Consider the following 15,966-nt stretch of genomic DNA (forward strand, 5'->3'; position numbering starts at 1 on the left):
ACCGCAAAATCTGCACTTCCGAATGTCATAAAGATTGCAAAAATACCAAGGGCGAAGCCAAAATCACCAACCCGGTTTACAACAAACGCTTTAATCGCCGCTGCGCAGGCAGAAGGTTTCTTATACCAAAAGCCAATAAGTAGATATGACGCAAGGCCAACCCCTTCCCACCCAAAGAACATTTGTACAAAGTTATCAGATGTAATCAACATAAGCATTGCGAATGTAAATAATGATAAATAAGACATAAAACGCTGTATATGCGGATCATGGCTCATATAGCCGACGCTATAAATATGCACGAGACAAGATACAGTGTTCACAACAACTAGCATTACGGCCGTTAACGTATCAATTTGAAATGCCCAATTGACATTAAAATCACCGGATACGATCCAGCTTAAAACTTGAACATGTGTTGCATGATCACCAGGCGCCATCGCAATTTGAAAAAATGTAACCCATGAAAGCACTGTTGATACAATCAAAGCCCCACAGGTTACTACCTGTGCGCCACGAACACCAACCCTATTCCCAAAAAGACCGGCAATGATCGCTGCGAGCAAGGGTAAGAAGACAATAGTCTGATACATTTTATAATTATCCCTTCATCAGATTAATGTCTTCAACCGCAATCGTTCCTCGATTACGGAAGTAAACCACTAAAATAGCTAATCCGATTGAGCCCTCAGCGGCTGCAACAGTTAGTATTAGCATGGTAAAAACTTGCCCGACTAAGTCCCCCATATAGGAGGAAAAGGCAACAAGATTAAATTCCACTGCAAGCAATATAAGTTCCACAGAAAGAAGAATGACAATGACGTTCTTTTTGTTTAGAAAAATGCCAAAAACACCCAGCGTAAAGAGCATGGCTGCTAAGGTTAGATAATGTTCAATTCCAATTTCCATCATATCTTCCCCTTATACCCTTGACCTGGTTTAACGTTAACGGCTTCATAAGCATCATCGCGACGACGACGTACCTGATCACCAATATTCTGTTTCTTAACGCCCGGGCGTTGGCGATGTGTAAGCACAATCGCACCAATCATGGCAACTAGCAGAATTAATCCACCAAGCTGGAACAAGAATATATTATCAGTGTAAAGAATGCGCCCGATCGCTTCGGTATTATGCACTTCGGATGCAATCGGTGTTGGTGTGGTAATTGTTGTCGCAATGCCATCAGTCAAAGACCATCCGCCAGCAATCACAGCCATTTCAACAAGCAAAATAAACCCGATTAAAAGGCCAATCGGTAAATAATCTTGTACGCCTTTGCGTAATTCTGTGAAATTGATATCTAACATCATCACCACAAATAGGAACATAACCGCGACTGCACCCACGTAGACGATAACCAAAATCATCGCAACGAATTCAGCACCAAGCAAAACAAAAAGTCCCGCGGCATTGAAAAAGGCCAGAATCAGGAAAAGCACAGAATGGACAGGATTTTTACTAAAAACCACCATCACAGCTGAACCCACCAAAACCGTGGCCAATATATAAAACATAATTGCTGCTACCATTTTATTTTTCCTCTACCGATATGGCGCATCAAGCTCGATATTAAGAGCAAGCTGGCTTTCCCAACGGTCCCCGTTATCAAGAAGCTTTTCTTTATCATAAAGAAGTTCTTCTCGTGTTTCGGTTGAATATTCAAAATTTGGTCCTTCTACAATCGCTTCTACTGGACATGCTTCCTGACAGAAACCACAATAAATACATTTGGTCATATCAATGTCATACCGTGTTGTTCGTCTGCTACCATCTTCTTCGATATTGGCTTCGATTGTAATTGCTTGTGCCGGGCAAATGGCTTCGCATAGTTTACAAGCGATGCAGCGCTCTTCACCATTTTCATAGCGGCGTAAAGCATGCTCCCCTCGAAAACGAGGACTAAGCGGACCTTTTTCATGTGGATAGTTTAAAGTTACTTTTTTCTTAAAGAAATATTTTAAGGTCATAGCCATCCCCTTAAGAATTTCCGTAAGGAAAATGGTACGAGCTGCGTGATCTAAAAATGCCATAATATATTCTCCTAACCCGCTAACTTACCAAAAAAGACCAGATAGCCGGATGTCAGCACAACCCAAACTAATGAAATCGGTAAAAATACTTTCCACCCTAAACGCATCAACTGATCATAACGATAACGTGGCACTGTCATCTTAACCCATGCAAAACAGAAGAAGAAAAATAGCATTTTACCAAAAAGCCAAATAACACCAGGAATTGCATAAAGAGGTTCCCAGTCAACAATTGGCAACCAGCCACCGAAGAATAGAATGCTCATCAATCCACACATCAAAATAATTGTCGCATATTCACCAAGATAAAAGAGTGCCATTGACATTGATGAATATTCGATTTGGAAACCGGCAACCAGTTCCTCTTCTGCTTCTGGCAAGTCAAACGGTGTTCTATTTGTTTCAGCAAGCGCAGAAACAAAGAAAATAACAAACATTGGTAGAAGACCAGTAAATACGTACCCATTGAAGATCCCAAAACCAACGCCTTGCTGTGCCAGAACAATCTCTGTTAGGTTTAATGATCCTACACACATCAACACGCAAACAAGCACGAATCCGATTGATACCTCATAAGATACCATTTGTGCCGCACTACGCATCGCGCCAAGGAAGGCGTACCGTGAATTTGACGCCCATCCCGCAATAATAATGCCGTAAACTTCTAGCGATGAAATCGCAAAAAGATACAGAATACCAACATTTAAGTCCGATAAAACCATTCCTTCACCAAATGGAATAACGGCCCAACCAACCAATCCAAATATTAAGCTTAGTGCTGGTGCAAGCAGGAATAAGAATTTGTTAGCCCCTGCAGGTATAATTGTTTCTTTCAAGAAAACTTTAAGACCATCGGCAAATGATTGCAAAAGCCCGAATGGCCCCACAATATTCGGTCCTCTACGAAGGTGAATAGCCGCCCAAACTTTACGGTCAACCCAAACGATCATCGCCACAGCGATCAAAACGGGCAAAACAACAGTCAAAACACCTACAAGAGTGGAGATGAATAAAATTGTGCCACTATCTAAATAAGCTGAAAGGCCAAGGTATGTTGCAAAAAAATCGTACATTATGTTCCCGTAGCTCCTTCAATAAAGTCATCGCCATTTAAAGCCGCGCGACATTCCGCCATGGTCTCTGATGACCTTGCGATAGGGTTTGTTCCGTAAAAATCTGTGAGTGCTAAAGTAAAGCTACGGTCCTTTACATCACCCTCAACACCAAAATCAGACCACTCCGTTGATGGCTTTTGATCAACTATCGCAAAATGTGGATAAACTTTGACCATTTTAGCTCTTAGCTCGGCGATTGTGTCATAAGATAGTGTTTTTCCAAGCACATCAGAGAGCGCCCTCAAGATCGTCCAATCTTCGCGTGCTTCACCTGGACCAAATATCGCACGAAGCGCAATTTGTACGCGTCCTTCGGTATTCAAATAAGTCCCAGGCTTTTCTGTATAGGCAACACCCGGTAAGATAACATCAGCGTTTTTAACACCTTCATCACCGTGACTTCCTTGGTAAATCACAAAAGCTTTCGCTAGCTTACTGGTATCAAACTCATCAGCGCCCATATTATAAACGACTTTAATATCGCCTTTTTTCGCGCCATCAAGGATACCTTCAATTCCGTTTTCTGTTACCAATCCCATATCAAGGGCCGCAACACGGCTTGCCGCCGTATGAAGAACATTGAAACCATTCCACTCATCAGAAACCATACCGTATTTTTCAGCAATATCATGTGCGATCTTAATAATTGCAGCACTATCTTCACGATTTAATGCCCCTTGCCCAAGAATAATCATAGGTTTGTCAGCATTTTTCAATGTTTTTGCAAAGTCATTTTTACCCACCAGTATTTCTTTCAAAATTGCTGCATTATCACCTAATTGTTCAATCTTATATGAAAGATCAATATCAGGACCAACATTTGCAATTTTGCATTGACGACTAAGCCAACGTTGACGAATACGTGAATTTAAAACGGGGCTTTCATGACGTGGATTTGAGCCAACCAATAATATGGCATCAGCTTCATCAATACCAGTAACGCCAGAATTAAATAAGTAGCCAGCGCGATGCTTGCCTCCGACCTTTGAACCATCCTGGCGACACTCAATTTCACCATCCAAAGCCGTCATTAAGTCATTGAAAGCATACATACTTTCAGCATCACACAAATCACCAACTAGCCCTGCAAGTTGACCTTTTTTCAAGCCTTTTATTTTTGACGCGATTAATCCGAAAGCTTCTTCCCAAGAGGCTTCCTGTAACTTACCGTTCTTTTTAACAAATGGGCGATCAAGTCTATTTTTTGCTAATCCGTCAACTGCATGACGTGTCTTATCAGAAATCCACTCTTCATTCACTTCTTCATGGATACGCGGAAGCGCACGCATAACGGCGCGACCACGGCTATCTATACGTATGTTTGAGCCGAGTGCGTCGTGAACATCAATCGTTTCTGTATTTTTAAGCTCCCACGGGCGAGCCTTAAATGTATATGGCTTACTTGTAAGCGCACCAACAGGACAAAGATCAACAACATTACCGGACATTTCAGACGCAAAAGATTGTTCCTGATAGGTCGTAATTTGCATATTTTCACCACGACCAATCGCCCCTAACGAAGGAACGCCGGCAACTTCATCAGCGAAACGTACACAACGAGTACAATGTATACAGCGCGTCATGATCGTGCGAATAAGCGGCCCCATATACTTTTCTTGGACGATCCGACGTTTTTCATTATAACGGCTTGCACCTTCACCATAAGCCATTGACTGATCTTGAAGATCACATTCACCACCCTGGTCACAAACAGGGCAATCAAGCGGGTGATTAATCAATAAAAATTCCATTACACCTTCACGGAATTTTTTCACTTTTTCAGAATTGGTTTTAACTTCCATACCTTCACCGGCCGGAAGCGCACAAGAAGCAGCCGGCTTAGGTGGTCCAGGCGTTACCTCAACCAGACACATGCGGCAGTTACCAGCAATTGAAAGTCGTTCATGATAACAAAATCTAGGAATTTCAATTCCAACCTGCTCTGCAGCTTGGAGTACTGTCGTTCCCTGTTCTACTTCGACTTCAATTCCATCAATTGTAAGCGTTGGCATATTCTATCTCTCCTACGCTGCGTGTGTTTTCTTATATTCAAGGATACGACGTTCAACTTCCGGACGGAAGTGACGCATCAACCCTTGAATAGGCCATGCAGCAGCATCACCAAGAGCACAAATCGTGTGACCCTCAATTTGCTTAGTTACTTCAAGTAACATATCAATTTCTTCAATTTCCGCTTCACCGGTACAGAGGCGCTCCATAACACGCCACATCCAACCCGTACCTTCACGGCAAGGCGTACATTGTCCACAGCTTTCATGTTTATAAAATGCTGAAAGTCTGGTAATTGCTCTAACGATGTCGGTTGATTTATCCATAACGATGACGGCCGCCGTACCAAGGCCCGTACCTTCTGCACGCAAACTGTCAAAATCCATCAACACAGTGTCACAGACATCTTTAGGGATCAAATGAACGGATGACCCACCAGGGATTACAGCAAGAAGGTTATCCCAACCGCCACGAACACCGCCAGCATGTTTTTCAATCAGTTCTTTTAAAGGAATACCCATTTCTTCTTCAACGTTACATGGATTATTCACATGACCAGAAATACAGAAAAGTTTTGTACCTGTATTATTTTCGCGTCCTAGTCCTGAGAACCACGAACCACCACGACGAAGAATTTCAGGAACCACAGCAATTGATTCGACATTATTCACTGTTGTCGGACACCCGAATACACCAACATTCGCTGGGAATGGTGGTTTCAGACGAGGTTGCCCTTTTTTACCTTCAAGGCTTTCAATAAGCGCCGTTTCTTCGCCACAAATATAAGAACCCGCACCACGGTGAACGAAAACATCAAAGTCATACCCGCTACCGCAGGCATTTTTACCAAGAAGTCCCGCTTCGCGTGCTTCATCAATTGCCTTATCTAAAACATTTGCTTCATGAACGAATTCACCGCGAATATAGATATACGCTGCAACCGCACGCATCGCAAAACCTGCGATTAAACAACCTTCGATCAATTTATGAGGGTCATGGCGCATAATTTCACGGTCTTTACATGTACCTGGCTCGCCTTCATCAGCATTCACAACAAGATAACTTGGGCGACCATCCGATTCTTTTGGCATAAATGACCACTTTAATCCGGTAGGAAAACCAGCGCCACCGCGACCACGCAGTCCTGATTGCTTCATTTCTTCAATAATGCTTTCTTCACCACGTTTAATAATTTCTTTGGTCCCCTTCCAGTCACCGCGTTTTTTCGCGGCTTCAAGGTAAGGACTTTCAAATCCATAGAGATTGGTAAAGATTCGATCTTTATCAGCTAACATTAAGCATCTCCTCCAAACTTAGCACCTTTTGGTGCCATCTCTTGCAGCGAAGTAGGGCCACCTATCGGACAAGATTTAAATCTTCCATTTTGCGGACCAGCTTCTGGTGTATTACCATCTTTAATGGCTTTAATAAATGCACGTGTTGTGTCTTCATTTAAATCTTCATAATATTCTTCAGCATATGCAATCACAGGTGCATTAACACAAGCACCGGCACATTCGACTTCCAGAAGTGTGAATTCACCGTCTTCTGTGGTTTCACCAAAGCCGATGCCTAATTCATCCTTACACGCCTTCACCACATCATCAGAACCACGCAACCAACATGGTGTTGTTGTGCATACTTCGATTACATGTTTTCCAACCGGCTTAAGGTTATACATGGTATAAAATGTCGCAACTTCATGTACGCGGATATAAGGCATATCAAGAAAATCAGCGACATATTCCATTACAGGAATACTCACCCAACCGTTATTCTGCTCTTGCGCACGATGCAAGAACGGCATCACACAGCTATCTTTGCGGTTTTCTGGGTATTTCGCCAACTGAGTTTTCGTCCATTCCAAATTCTCTGGTGTAAACTCAAACTTTTCAGCATATTTAACATTCATACTCATCGGTCAATTTCTCCGAACACAATATCAAAAGAACCAATCATTGCAGGAATATCAGCAAGCATATACCCTTTCGCCACATAGCCCATTGAGCTAAGATGCGCATAACCGGGTGCACGAATATGGCAACGGTATGGTTTGTTGGTTCCATCTGAAACTAGATAAACACCAAATTCACCTTTTGGCGCTTCCACAGCTACATATACTTCACCTTCGGGCACTTTAAATCCTTCGGTAAATAATTTGAAGTGATGAATAAGCGCTTCCATAGAACTCTTAATCTCTGCTCTTGGTGGTGGCGTTACTTTACGGTCAGTGCTTGAAACAGGCCCCTCTGGCATCTTTTCAATACATTGGCGCATAATATTTACTGATTGATACATTTCCTCAAAACGAAGCACATAACGATCATAACAGTCACCATTTTTACCAACGATCACGTCAAAATCTAGCTCATTATAAACCTCATATGGTTCTGAACGGCGAATATCCCATGGAATATCACAACCACGGACCATTGCACCAGTAAATCCAAGCGCAAAGGCTTCCTCAGCCGTCACCTTACCAATATCAACGTTACGTTGTTTGAAAATGCGATTTTCCATAATTAGCGTTTCCATATCAGAAAGCACTTGCGGGAAAGTGTCACAAAATTCGATAATTCTTTTATCAAGGCCAGCAGGCATATCTTGGTTTACGCCACCAGGACGGAAATAATTCGCATGAAGACGCGCACCGCATACGGCTTCATAAAATTCCATAAGAATTTCACGTTGCTCAAATCCCCAAAGGGTAAGTGTCATGGCACCAACATCAGTCGCATGAGAGCAAACATTCATTAGATGGTTAAGAATTCTTCCAATTTCACTGAATAGTACACGAATATATTGGCCACGCTCAGGAACTTCTATTTCCATTAGTTTTTCAATAGCAAGACAGAAAGCATGCTCTTGGTTCATTGGCGCTACATAATCAAGACGATCAAAATATGGTATCGCTTGTAAATATGTTTTGTGTTCAATTAACTTTTCTGTACCTCGATGAAGAAGTCCCACATGCGGATCTGCACGTTCCACGACCTCACCATCAAGCTCAAGAATAAGGCGCAAAACACCATGGGCCGCGGGATGCTGCGGACCAAAGTTAACATTAAAGTTTTTGATATCGACTTCAGCCATAACTTAATTCTCACTCCCGTCTTTGGGTGCTTCTTCTGACTTCTCATCGCCCGGCAAGATATATTTAGCACCTTCCCATGGTGACATAAAATCAAATGTGCGGAATTCTTGAGCAAGTTTTACAGGCTCATAAACAACACGTTTTTCTTCTTCTGAATAACGTACTTCAACATAACCAGTAAGTGGGAAATCTTTACGGAGCGGATGTCCTTGGAAACCATAATCACTTAATAGACGGCGTAAATCAGGATGACCATCGAACATAATGCCGTACATATCCCACGTTTCACGCTCATACCAATTAGCTGATGGATAAACACCCGTAACAGAAGGAACGGTCGTTTCTTCGTCGGTTCTAATTTTCACACGCATTCGCTGATTATTATGAAGACTAAGAAGATGATAAACCACTTCAAACCGTTCTTCACGTTCAGGATAATCAACACCACAAACCGTTGAAAGTTGGACAAACTTACAAGTCGGGTCATCACGCAGGAAAGTCATCAATTTAACAATATCATCACGCTTTGCATTCACCGTTAACTCATTATAAGCCACCTTATAATCAATAACAGTATCAGAATTCACACTCTGAATATGTTTGCCAAGATCCTTTAAAGCCTCATCTGAACTCATCTTTAAACTCTCCTAGCGATCAATACTGCTTGTACGACGGATTTTCTTCTGCAATTGAAGTATTCCATAAAGAAGCGCCTCAGCGGTGGGCGGGCAACCTGGTACATAAACATCAACAGGAACAATCCTGTCACAACCACGAACAACTGAATAAGAATAGTGATAATAACCACCACCATTTGCACATGACCCCATAGAAATCACGTATCTCGGTTCTGGCATTTGGTCATATACTTTACGCATTGCAGGCGCCATTTTATTTGTTAAGGTTCCAGCAACAATCATAACGTCCGAATGTCGGGGGCTTCCGCGCGGTGCAAAACCATAGCGCTCTGCGTCATAACGTGATGTTGAGGTGTGAATCATTTCAACGGCGCAACAAGCAAGGCCAAATGTCATCCACCATAGTGACCCAGTACGCGCCCAAGCAATAATATCTTCAACGCTGGTAACCACAAAACCTTTATCCGAAAGATCATCTTGAAGCGACTTGAAATAAGCATCCTGCTCCATTACAGACATTTCTGACTGTATATCAGTTGAAGACATATCAGGTTTATTCTCTACTCCCATTCCAGAGCTCCTTTTTTCCACTCATAGATAAAACCAATAGTTAACACACCAAGGAATATCATCATGGAAACAAAACCAAGCATGCCTATATCCCCGAGCGCAACAGCCCATGGAAATAAAAATGCAACTTCAAGGTCGAAAATAATAAATAAGATAGCGACTAGGTAAAACCTTACATCAAATTGCTTACGGTTATCCGTAAAAGCTTCAAACCCACACTCGTAAGCAGAAAGCTTTTCTGCATCGGGTTTTTGCTTAACAACCAAAATCGGCAGCAGTACAAAAATAGCAGACAAAACAATAGCGATGACAAAGAAAACCAAGATCGGAAAATATTCGAGCAGCAATTCGTTCATTAGCGCCCCACCCTTCAATTAATATAGCGACAGTCCACAACCTAAGACTTGGAATACTGTCTTTAAAAACCAAGCCTCACATTTGTCATTACCCTTTTAACGAATCCAAACAAAAATTTGAATACAAAAAGGCATAATCCGTAGTCATGTTAATAGCCTTTAGAGATAAAAAATTCCACAAGTTTTTTATATTTAAATTTCTTATTTATAAAAGACTGAAACGCAAAGCCAATGCCAAGCTGAATTTGCACAGTTTCACCAAAGATACTATGGAGTTTGAGGAGATATTTTTTTTGAATAAATGATACCATTTCTAATGAAATGGCGAGAGTGACGGGACTCGAACCCGCGACCTCTGGCGTGACAGGCCAGCGCTCTAACCAACTGAGCTACACCCCCTTAATATTTCGATCCTGATGTAAGAGAGTTTAACCATCAAGTCAAGCAGCTTTTAATGTTTTTCGCCGTAGCGAATCATTAAAAAAAACCACATTTGTTTTTGCATTTTTATTTAGAATGGTGGGCGATGAGAGACTCGAACTCCCGACATCTTCGGTGTAAACGAAGCGCTCTACCAACTGAGCTAATCGCCCGCTTTATTCTTAAATACTACACGACAGTTACGAAGTGTGGATGCATATCTACAGTCTCATTGCGTAGATGTAAAGCATTAAAAAAGCGGTTGGTAAAAAAAAATACCAACCGCTTTAGAAATTAAGTAAAAATTACTTATTTACAGCGTCTTTAAGGCCTTTACCGGCTTTAAACTTAGGTTGCTTAGATGCTGGAATTTGAATTTTCTCACCTGTACGTGGGTTACGACCTTCAGAAGCAGCACGTTGTGCTACGCTGAATGTGCCAAAACCAACAAGACGTACTTCTTCGCCGCCTGCTAGTGTACCCATAATAGTGTTGAAAACGCCGTCTACTGCACCTGCAGCATCAGCTTTTGAAAGACCAGCAGCTTCCGCTACGCTGTTTACTAGTTCATTTTTGTTCATTATCTTCCCCTTTATGTAAAATTCAAAGAAATTAGAGATTAACTTAATCATTTAGTATGATCGAAAGTTAATGCATCTTAGCCATACATTATTAGTTCGTCAAAGGGAAAACCACACAAAACTGCGGTTTTTTTGCATAAAGTTTACTTGACATTGAAACAAAAAACATTTTTCGCACAAAAAAACACTCTTTCAATACAAAAGAGTGTTTTTCTACCGAATTAATACAACTTTTGGGCTTAAATTTTAGTCCAAAAATTTTTATTTTTCCTAGTGATGGATATGATCTTTAAAATTAGAATCACTTCCATTCTGATTTAATGAAGTGATTCCCTCTATCTCATCTTCTTTTAGAGGAACTAATGGGGCTGCTAAAGCATGCTGTAGCACCTCATCAACGATTTTCACAGGAACAATTTCAAGCCCTTTTTTCACATTTTCAGGTATTTCAACCAGATCTTTTTCGTTTTCTATCGGAATTAGAACTTTTTTGATACCGCTTCTATGTGCTGCTAGCAGCTTTTCTTTTAAACCACCAATCGGCATAACTTTCCCGCGCAGACTAATTTCGCCTGTCATTGCGACATCATGGCGAACTGGAATTTTTGATAATACAGAAACCAACGACGTAATCATCGCAACACCCGCTGAAGGGCCGTCTTTTGGTGTCGCACCTTCCGGTACGTGAATATGAATATCATTTGTTTCGAATGCATTTGGTTGAATGCCAAACTCAGGCGCTTTTGAACGAACATAACTTAATGCGGCTCTAATCGATTCTTGCATTACATCACCAAGTTTACCAGTGATTGTAAATTTACCTTTACCGCGCGATACGATCGCCTCAATTGATAAAATAACGCCACCGACTTCTGTCCAAGCAAGTCCAGTCGTAATGCCCACCAAATCCTGATCTTCAGCCTCACCGAAACGATGTTTTTTAATGCCAGCGAATTTTTCAAGATTTTTAACAGTAACAGCAACTTTTTTAGCCTTACCGGTGACTATTTTCTTAGTTGCTTTTCTAACCAGATTAGCAATTTCACGCTCAAGACTTCTTACACCTGCTTCACGGGTATAATAACGAATCAAATCGCGAAGCGCGGCATCTGAAATTGACCATTCTTCTTGTTTGAGACCATGATCTTCAACTTGCTTAGAAATTAAATGACGCTTTGCAATTTCAACTTTTTCATCTTCGGTATAACCAGATAGTCTGATAATTTCCATACGGTCAAGAAGTGGGCCTGGCATATCAAGAGTATTGGCCGTTGTAATGAACATAACATCCGATAGATCATAATCCACTTCAAGATAATGATCACTAAATTTGCTATTTTGTTCTGGATCTAAAACTTCAAGTAATGCTGATGATGGATCACCTCTGAAGTCAGAACCCATTTTATCAATTTCATCAAGCAAAAACATTGGATTACTTGAACCAGCTTTCTTCATACTTTGAATAACTTTACCAGGCATTGATCCAATATAAGTTCTACGGTGACCGCGAATTTCAGCTTCATCACGAACACCACCAACAGAAAATCTTACATATTCACGTCCGGTAGCTCTGGCTATTGATTTTCCAAGTGAAGTTTTACCAACCCCAGGAGGTCCTACTAAACATAGAATAGGACCTTTAATTTTTTGCGTTCTTGTTTGCACCGCTAAATATTCAAGGATGCGTTCTTTGACTTTTTCAAGCCCGTAATGATCTTCATTAAGTATTTTTTCCGCTTCATTAATATCTTTTTTAACAGCACGCTTCTTATTCCACGGCAGAGATAGTATCCAATCAAGATAATTTCGAACAACCGTTGATTCAGCTGACATTGGGCTCATTGACTTAAGCTTTTTAAGCTCCCCTGTCGCTTTCTCACGTGCTTCTTTCGTTAATTTCGTCTTTTTAATTTTTGCTTCTAGTTCTGAGACTTCATCTTTACCGTCTTCGCCTTCACCAAGCTCTTTTTGAATAGCCTTTAACTGTTCATTCAAATAATATTCTTTTTGTGTCTTTTCCATCTGGCTTTTTACACGACGGCGAATTTTCTTTTCCACCTGCATAACACCAATTTCACTTTCCATTACGGAATAGATTTTCTCAAGACGGCTAACAACACTATTATTTTCTAATAATTCCTGCTTATCAGAAATCTTTAAACTCAAATGAGAAGCAACAACGTCCGAAAGCTTTCCTTCATCTTCTATTTCATTGGTGCTTTCTATCACTTCAGCTGGGATTTTCTTATTTAGTTTCACATATTGACTGAATTTACCAATAACCGAACGGTTCAACGCTTCAAGCTCATCCACCGCATCATCATTTGCTACAACTTCTGATGTATTAGCTTCAAAAAACTCTTCCGTTTGGACGAAATCGTCTATTTTAATTCTCTCAACGCCTTCAACTAGAACTTTTACAGTTCCATCAGGAAGTTTTAATAATTGTAGTACGGTTGCCAAAGTCCCTATGCGATATATATCATCAACCCCTGGTTCATCAAGGTTTGCATCCTTTTGAGCCACAAGTAGGATTTTTTTCTCAGAATCCATAACTTGTTCTAGTGCTTTAACCGATTTATCGCGACCAACAAAAAGCGGTACGATCATGTGCGGGAAAACAACGATATCTCTTAGTGGTAGTACAGGATATGTTTTACTCATAAGGCATCCAAAATAATTAAAATATGTAATACTATTGTGTAAATAAGATTTAAGAATTCACTATGGCTTTTTCAAGACCATGAGACGAAAAAGCTGAAACTTATTTAATTAAGCGCCAGCTCCGGCTTCATCTTTCTTCTTATCAGCATAGATATAAAGCGGTTGTGCGTTTCCGGTTACAACTTCGCCATTAATAACAACTTCTTGAACACCTTCAAGTCCTGGGAGTTCGAACATAGTTTCAAGAAGAATATCTTCCATAATTGAACGAAGTCCGCGCGCTCCCGTTTTTCTGGTGATTGCTCGCTTTGCAATGGCAAGCAGCGCATCATCCGTAAAACGCAATTCAACATCTTCCATAGAGAAAAGACGTTGATATTGTTTCACAAGTGCATTTTTAGGAAGGCTCAAAATTTGAACCAAAGCATCTTCATCAAGATCGGTAAGTGAAGCAAGAACAGGTAAACGACCAATGAATTCAGGGATCAAACCGAATTTAACCAAATCTTCCGGCTCAGCCTGAAGAAGTAAATCGCCAATTGAATGATCTTCTGCGCTCGTAACATTCGCACCGAAACCAATTGATTTACCTTCGTTACGGTCCGCAATAACTTTATCTAGACCTGCGAAAGCACCACCACAAATAAACAGAATATTTGTTGTATCTACTTGAAGGAATTCTTGTTGTGGATGTTTACGGCCTCCTTGGGGCGGAACACTTGCTACTGTGCCTTCCATAATTTTTAAAAGCGCTTGCTGCACACCCTCACCTGAAACATCTCGTGTGATGGACGGGTTATCCGATTTACGGCTAATTTTATCAACTTCATCAATATAAACGATCCCGCGCTGCGCACGTTCAACATTATAATCTGATGCTTGTAAAAGTTTTAGAATGATATTTTCTACGTCCTCACCAACATAACCCGCTTCGGTAAGCGCTGTTGCATCAGCCATAGTAAACGGTACATCCAAGATGCGCGCCAGCGTTTGCGCGAGTAGCGTTTTACCGCACCCAGTGGGCCCAACAAGAAGAATATTTGATTTAGAAAGCTCAATTTCATCATTCTTAGTAGAATGATGTAAACGTTTATAATGATTGTGAACTGCGACAGATAATACTTTTTTCGCAAGTTCTTGACCAATGACATAATCTTCTAGAACTTTTAAAATTTCGGCCGGGGATGGAACACCCGAATCTGACTTGTTAACTGCGGTTTGGCTCTCTTCTCTGATAATATCCATACACAGCTCAACACACTCATCACAAATGAACACAGTAGGCCCTGCGATAAGTTTTTTCACTTCGTGTTGGCTTTTGCCACAGAAAGAGCAAAATAGTGTACTTTTTGTATCACCAGACTTTGATTTAGACATAAGGTCAATATTCCTAAATTTTTATTTGTGGTCTTACGTTTTATTTTGCAAAACCATCTATCGTTAATACGAACGTAATCACCATTCGGTTTTTTGCAACCCCATAAGCAAATTAATTACATTCTATGATATTTCAACTTAAAATTTTGTGAAGAAATATCAATATTAAAAACATCTATAACTCAAATGTGGAAACAATTAATTAACAACTATAAAAAAATCGAACTTTTTTACTAATTATTTCAATAATTATTAGTCTTCTGACGCTCCATCAGGACGTTCAGAATATATTTCGTCAATAAGACCGAATTTCTTGGCTTCTTCAGGTGACATAAAATTATCGCGTTCCATAGCCTTTTCAACTTCAGATAATTTTTTACCTGTGTGATCCACATAAATTTGATTTAATCTTTTTCTTAAAGCCAAAATTTCATTTGCCTGAATTTCAATGTCAGTTGCTTGACCTTGTGCGCCACCCGATGGTTGATGAATCATTATACGGCTGTTCGGAAGAGAAAAACGCTGACCAGGCTCTCCTGCGGCTAAAAGTAATGATCCCATTGAACACGCTTGACCGATACAAATTGTTGTCACTTTTGGACGGATATATTGCATCGTGTCATATATCCCTAAACCTGATGTCACAACGCCGCCAGGGGAATTAATATAAAAAGCGATATCTTTTTTTGGATTATCTGCTTCAAGAAATAGCAATTGCGCCGTAATGAGTGCTGATACACTATCATTCACTTGTCCTGTAAGAAATATGATACGCTCTTTCAACAGACGCGAAAAGATATCGAATGAACGTTCACCTCTACTTGTTTGTTCAACAACCATTGGTACTAAGTTATTCATTTTTGTATCGACGATATCGCTCATTTAAGCATCCTTTATAATTTATCAATCATATTAATCAAAAAAAATTGAGAGCCACAACATATATTGCGGCTCTCAACAATTTATAAACTTTATTTCTATTTGTCAGCTTTTTTTGCAGAAGCTTTTTTCGCTGGTGCTTTTTTAGCAGCAGTTTTCTTTGCAGCAGCCTTCTTAGCAGGCGCCTTTTTCGCAGCTGCTTTTTTAGCGGCCGCTTTCTTCTTCGCTG

General features: G+C 40.6%; 16 protein-coding genes and 2 tRNA genes. All 18 read right to left on the reverse strand.

Going from position 1 to position 15,966, the window contains the following annotated elements; genetic code table 11:
* The coding region (locus ACTF6W_RS01570) for a proton-conducting transporter transmembrane domain-containing protein (protein ID WP_438992784.1) at nt 1-593 on the reverse strand (593 nt) is incomplete at its 3' end.
* A 7-nt stretch (nt 594-600) separates the two neighbouring features.
* Complete coding sequence (gene nuoK / locus ACTF6W_RS01575; RefSeq protein ID WP_438992798.1) at nt 601-909, reverse strand: NADH-quinone oxidoreductase subunit NuoK; 309 nt, start codon at nt 907-909, stop codon at nt 601-603.
* Nucleotides 909-1,532, reverse strand: coding sequence for an NADH-quinone oxidoreductase subunit J (locus ACTF6W_RS01580; RefSeq protein ID WP_438992785.1), 624 nt, complete (start codon nt 1,530-1,532; stop codon nt 909-911). The genes nuoK and ACTF6W_RS01580 overlap by 1 nt, the downstream gene beginning before the upstream one ends.
* Nucleotides 1,533-1,544: 12 nt before the next feature.
* A complete protein-coding gene (nuoI, locus tag ACTF6W_RS01585; protein ID WP_438992786.1) occupies nt 1,545-2,033 on the reverse strand; it encodes an NADH-quinone oxidoreductase subunit NuoI in 489 nt (162 codons plus the stop codon).
* Between the two features lie 11 nt (nt 2,034-2,044).
* The gene (gene nuoH / locus ACTF6W_RS01590; protein WP_438992787.1) at nt 2,045-3,106 is read right to left on the reverse strand and encodes an NADH-quinone oxidoreductase subunit NuoH; all 1,062 of its coding nucleotides are present in this window, start codon (nt 3,104-3,106) and stop codon (nt 2,045-2,047) included.
* Nucleotides 3,106-5,160 carry an NADH-quinone oxidoreductase subunit NuoG gene (nuoG, locus tag ACTF6W_RS01595; RefSeq protein ID WP_438992788.1) on the reverse strand — a complete coding sequence of 685 codons (2,055 nt, stop codon included), beginning with the start codon at nt 5,158-5,160 and terminating at the stop codon, nt 3,106-3,108. The genes nuoH and nuoG overlap by 1 nt, the downstream gene beginning before the upstream one ends.
* 12 nt (nt 5,161-5,172) lie before the next feature.
* On the reverse strand, nt 5,173-6,453 hold the full coding sequence (gene nuoF / locus ACTF6W_RS01600; RefSeq protein WP_438992789.1) for an NADH-quinone oxidoreductase subunit NuoF: 1,281 nt from the start codon (nt 6,451-6,453) through the stop codon (nt 5,173-5,175).
* A complete protein-coding gene (gene nuoE / locus ACTF6W_RS01605; protein WP_438992790.1) occupies nt 6,453-7,076 on the reverse strand; it encodes an NADH-quinone oxidoreductase subunit NuoE in 624 nt (207 codons plus the stop codon). The genes nuoF and nuoE overlap by 1 nt, the downstream gene beginning before the upstream one ends.
* Nucleotides 7,073-8,251, reverse strand: coding sequence for an NADH-quinone oxidoreductase subunit D (locus ACTF6W_RS01610; protein WP_438992791.1), 1,179 nt, complete (start codon nt 8,249-8,251; stop codon nt 7,073-7,075). Before ACTF6W_RS01610 ends, nuoE begins: the two co-directional genes overlap by 4 nt.
* A 3-nt stretch (nt 8,252-8,254) precedes the next feature.
* Nucleotides 8,255-8,887, reverse strand: a complete 633-nt coding sequence (locus ACTF6W_RS01615) for an NADH-quinone oxidoreductase subunit C (protein WP_438992792.1) — start codon at nt 8,885-8,887, stop codon at nt 8,255-8,257.
* Between the two features lie 12 nt (nt 8,888-8,899).
* The gene (locus tag ACTF6W_RS01620; RefSeq protein ID WP_438992799.1) at nt 8,900-9,436 is read right to left on the reverse strand and encodes a NuoB/complex I 20 kDa subunit family protein; all 537 of its coding nucleotides are present in this window, start codon (nt 9,434-9,436) and stop codon (nt 8,900-8,902) included.
* A gap of 14 nt (nt 9,437-9,450) precedes the next feature.
* Nucleotides 9,451-9,816 (reverse strand): NADH-quinone oxidoreductase subunit A, encoded by a 366-nt coding sequence (locus tag ACTF6W_RS01625; RefSeq protein WP_438992793.1) that lies wholly within the window; start codon nt 9,814-9,816, stop codon nt 9,451-9,453.
* A 322-nt stretch (nt 9,817-10,138) separates the two neighbouring features.
* Nucleotides 10,139-10,215, reverse strand: a tRNA-Asp gene (locus ACTF6W_RS01630).
* A gap of 118 nt (nt 10,216-10,333) precedes the next feature.
* Nucleotides 10,334-10,409: transfer RNA gene (locus ACTF6W_RS01635), tRNA-Val, on the reverse strand.
* A 132-nt stretch (nt 10,410-10,541) separates the two neighbouring features.
* Nucleotides 10,542-10,817, reverse strand: a complete 276-nt coding sequence (locus ACTF6W_RS01640; RefSeq protein WP_438992794.1) for an HU family DNA-binding protein — start codon at nt 10,815-10,817, stop codon at nt 10,542-10,544.
* 270 nt (nt 10,818-11,087) lie between these two features.
* Complete coding sequence (gene lon, locus ACTF6W_RS01645; RefSeq protein WP_438992795.1) at nt 11,088-13,481, reverse strand: endopeptidase La; 2,394 nt, start codon at nt 13,479-13,481, stop codon at nt 11,088-11,090.
* A 108-nt stretch (nt 13,482-13,589) separates the two neighbouring features.
* Nucleotides 13,590-14,858, reverse strand: a complete 1,269-nt coding sequence (gene clpX, locus ACTF6W_RS01650) for an ATP-dependent Clp protease ATP-binding subunit ClpX (RefSeq protein ID WP_438992796.1) — start codon at nt 14,856-14,858, stop codon at nt 13,590-13,592.
* Nucleotides 14,859-15,110: 252 nt separating this feature from the next.
* Entirely contained in the window at nt 15,111-15,740 is a 630-nt protein-coding gene (gene clpP / locus ACTF6W_RS01655; RefSeq protein ID WP_438992797.1) for an ATP-dependent Clp endopeptidase proteolytic subunit ClpP, read from the reverse strand.
* Between the last annotated feature and the right edge of the window lie 226 nt (nt 15,741-15,966).

Origin of the sequence: Pseudemcibacter sp., assembly GCF_965661635.1 — a bacterium.
Taxonomy (GTDB): Bacteria; Pseudomonadota; Alphaproteobacteria; order Sphingomonadales; family Emcibacteraceae; genus Pseudemcibacter.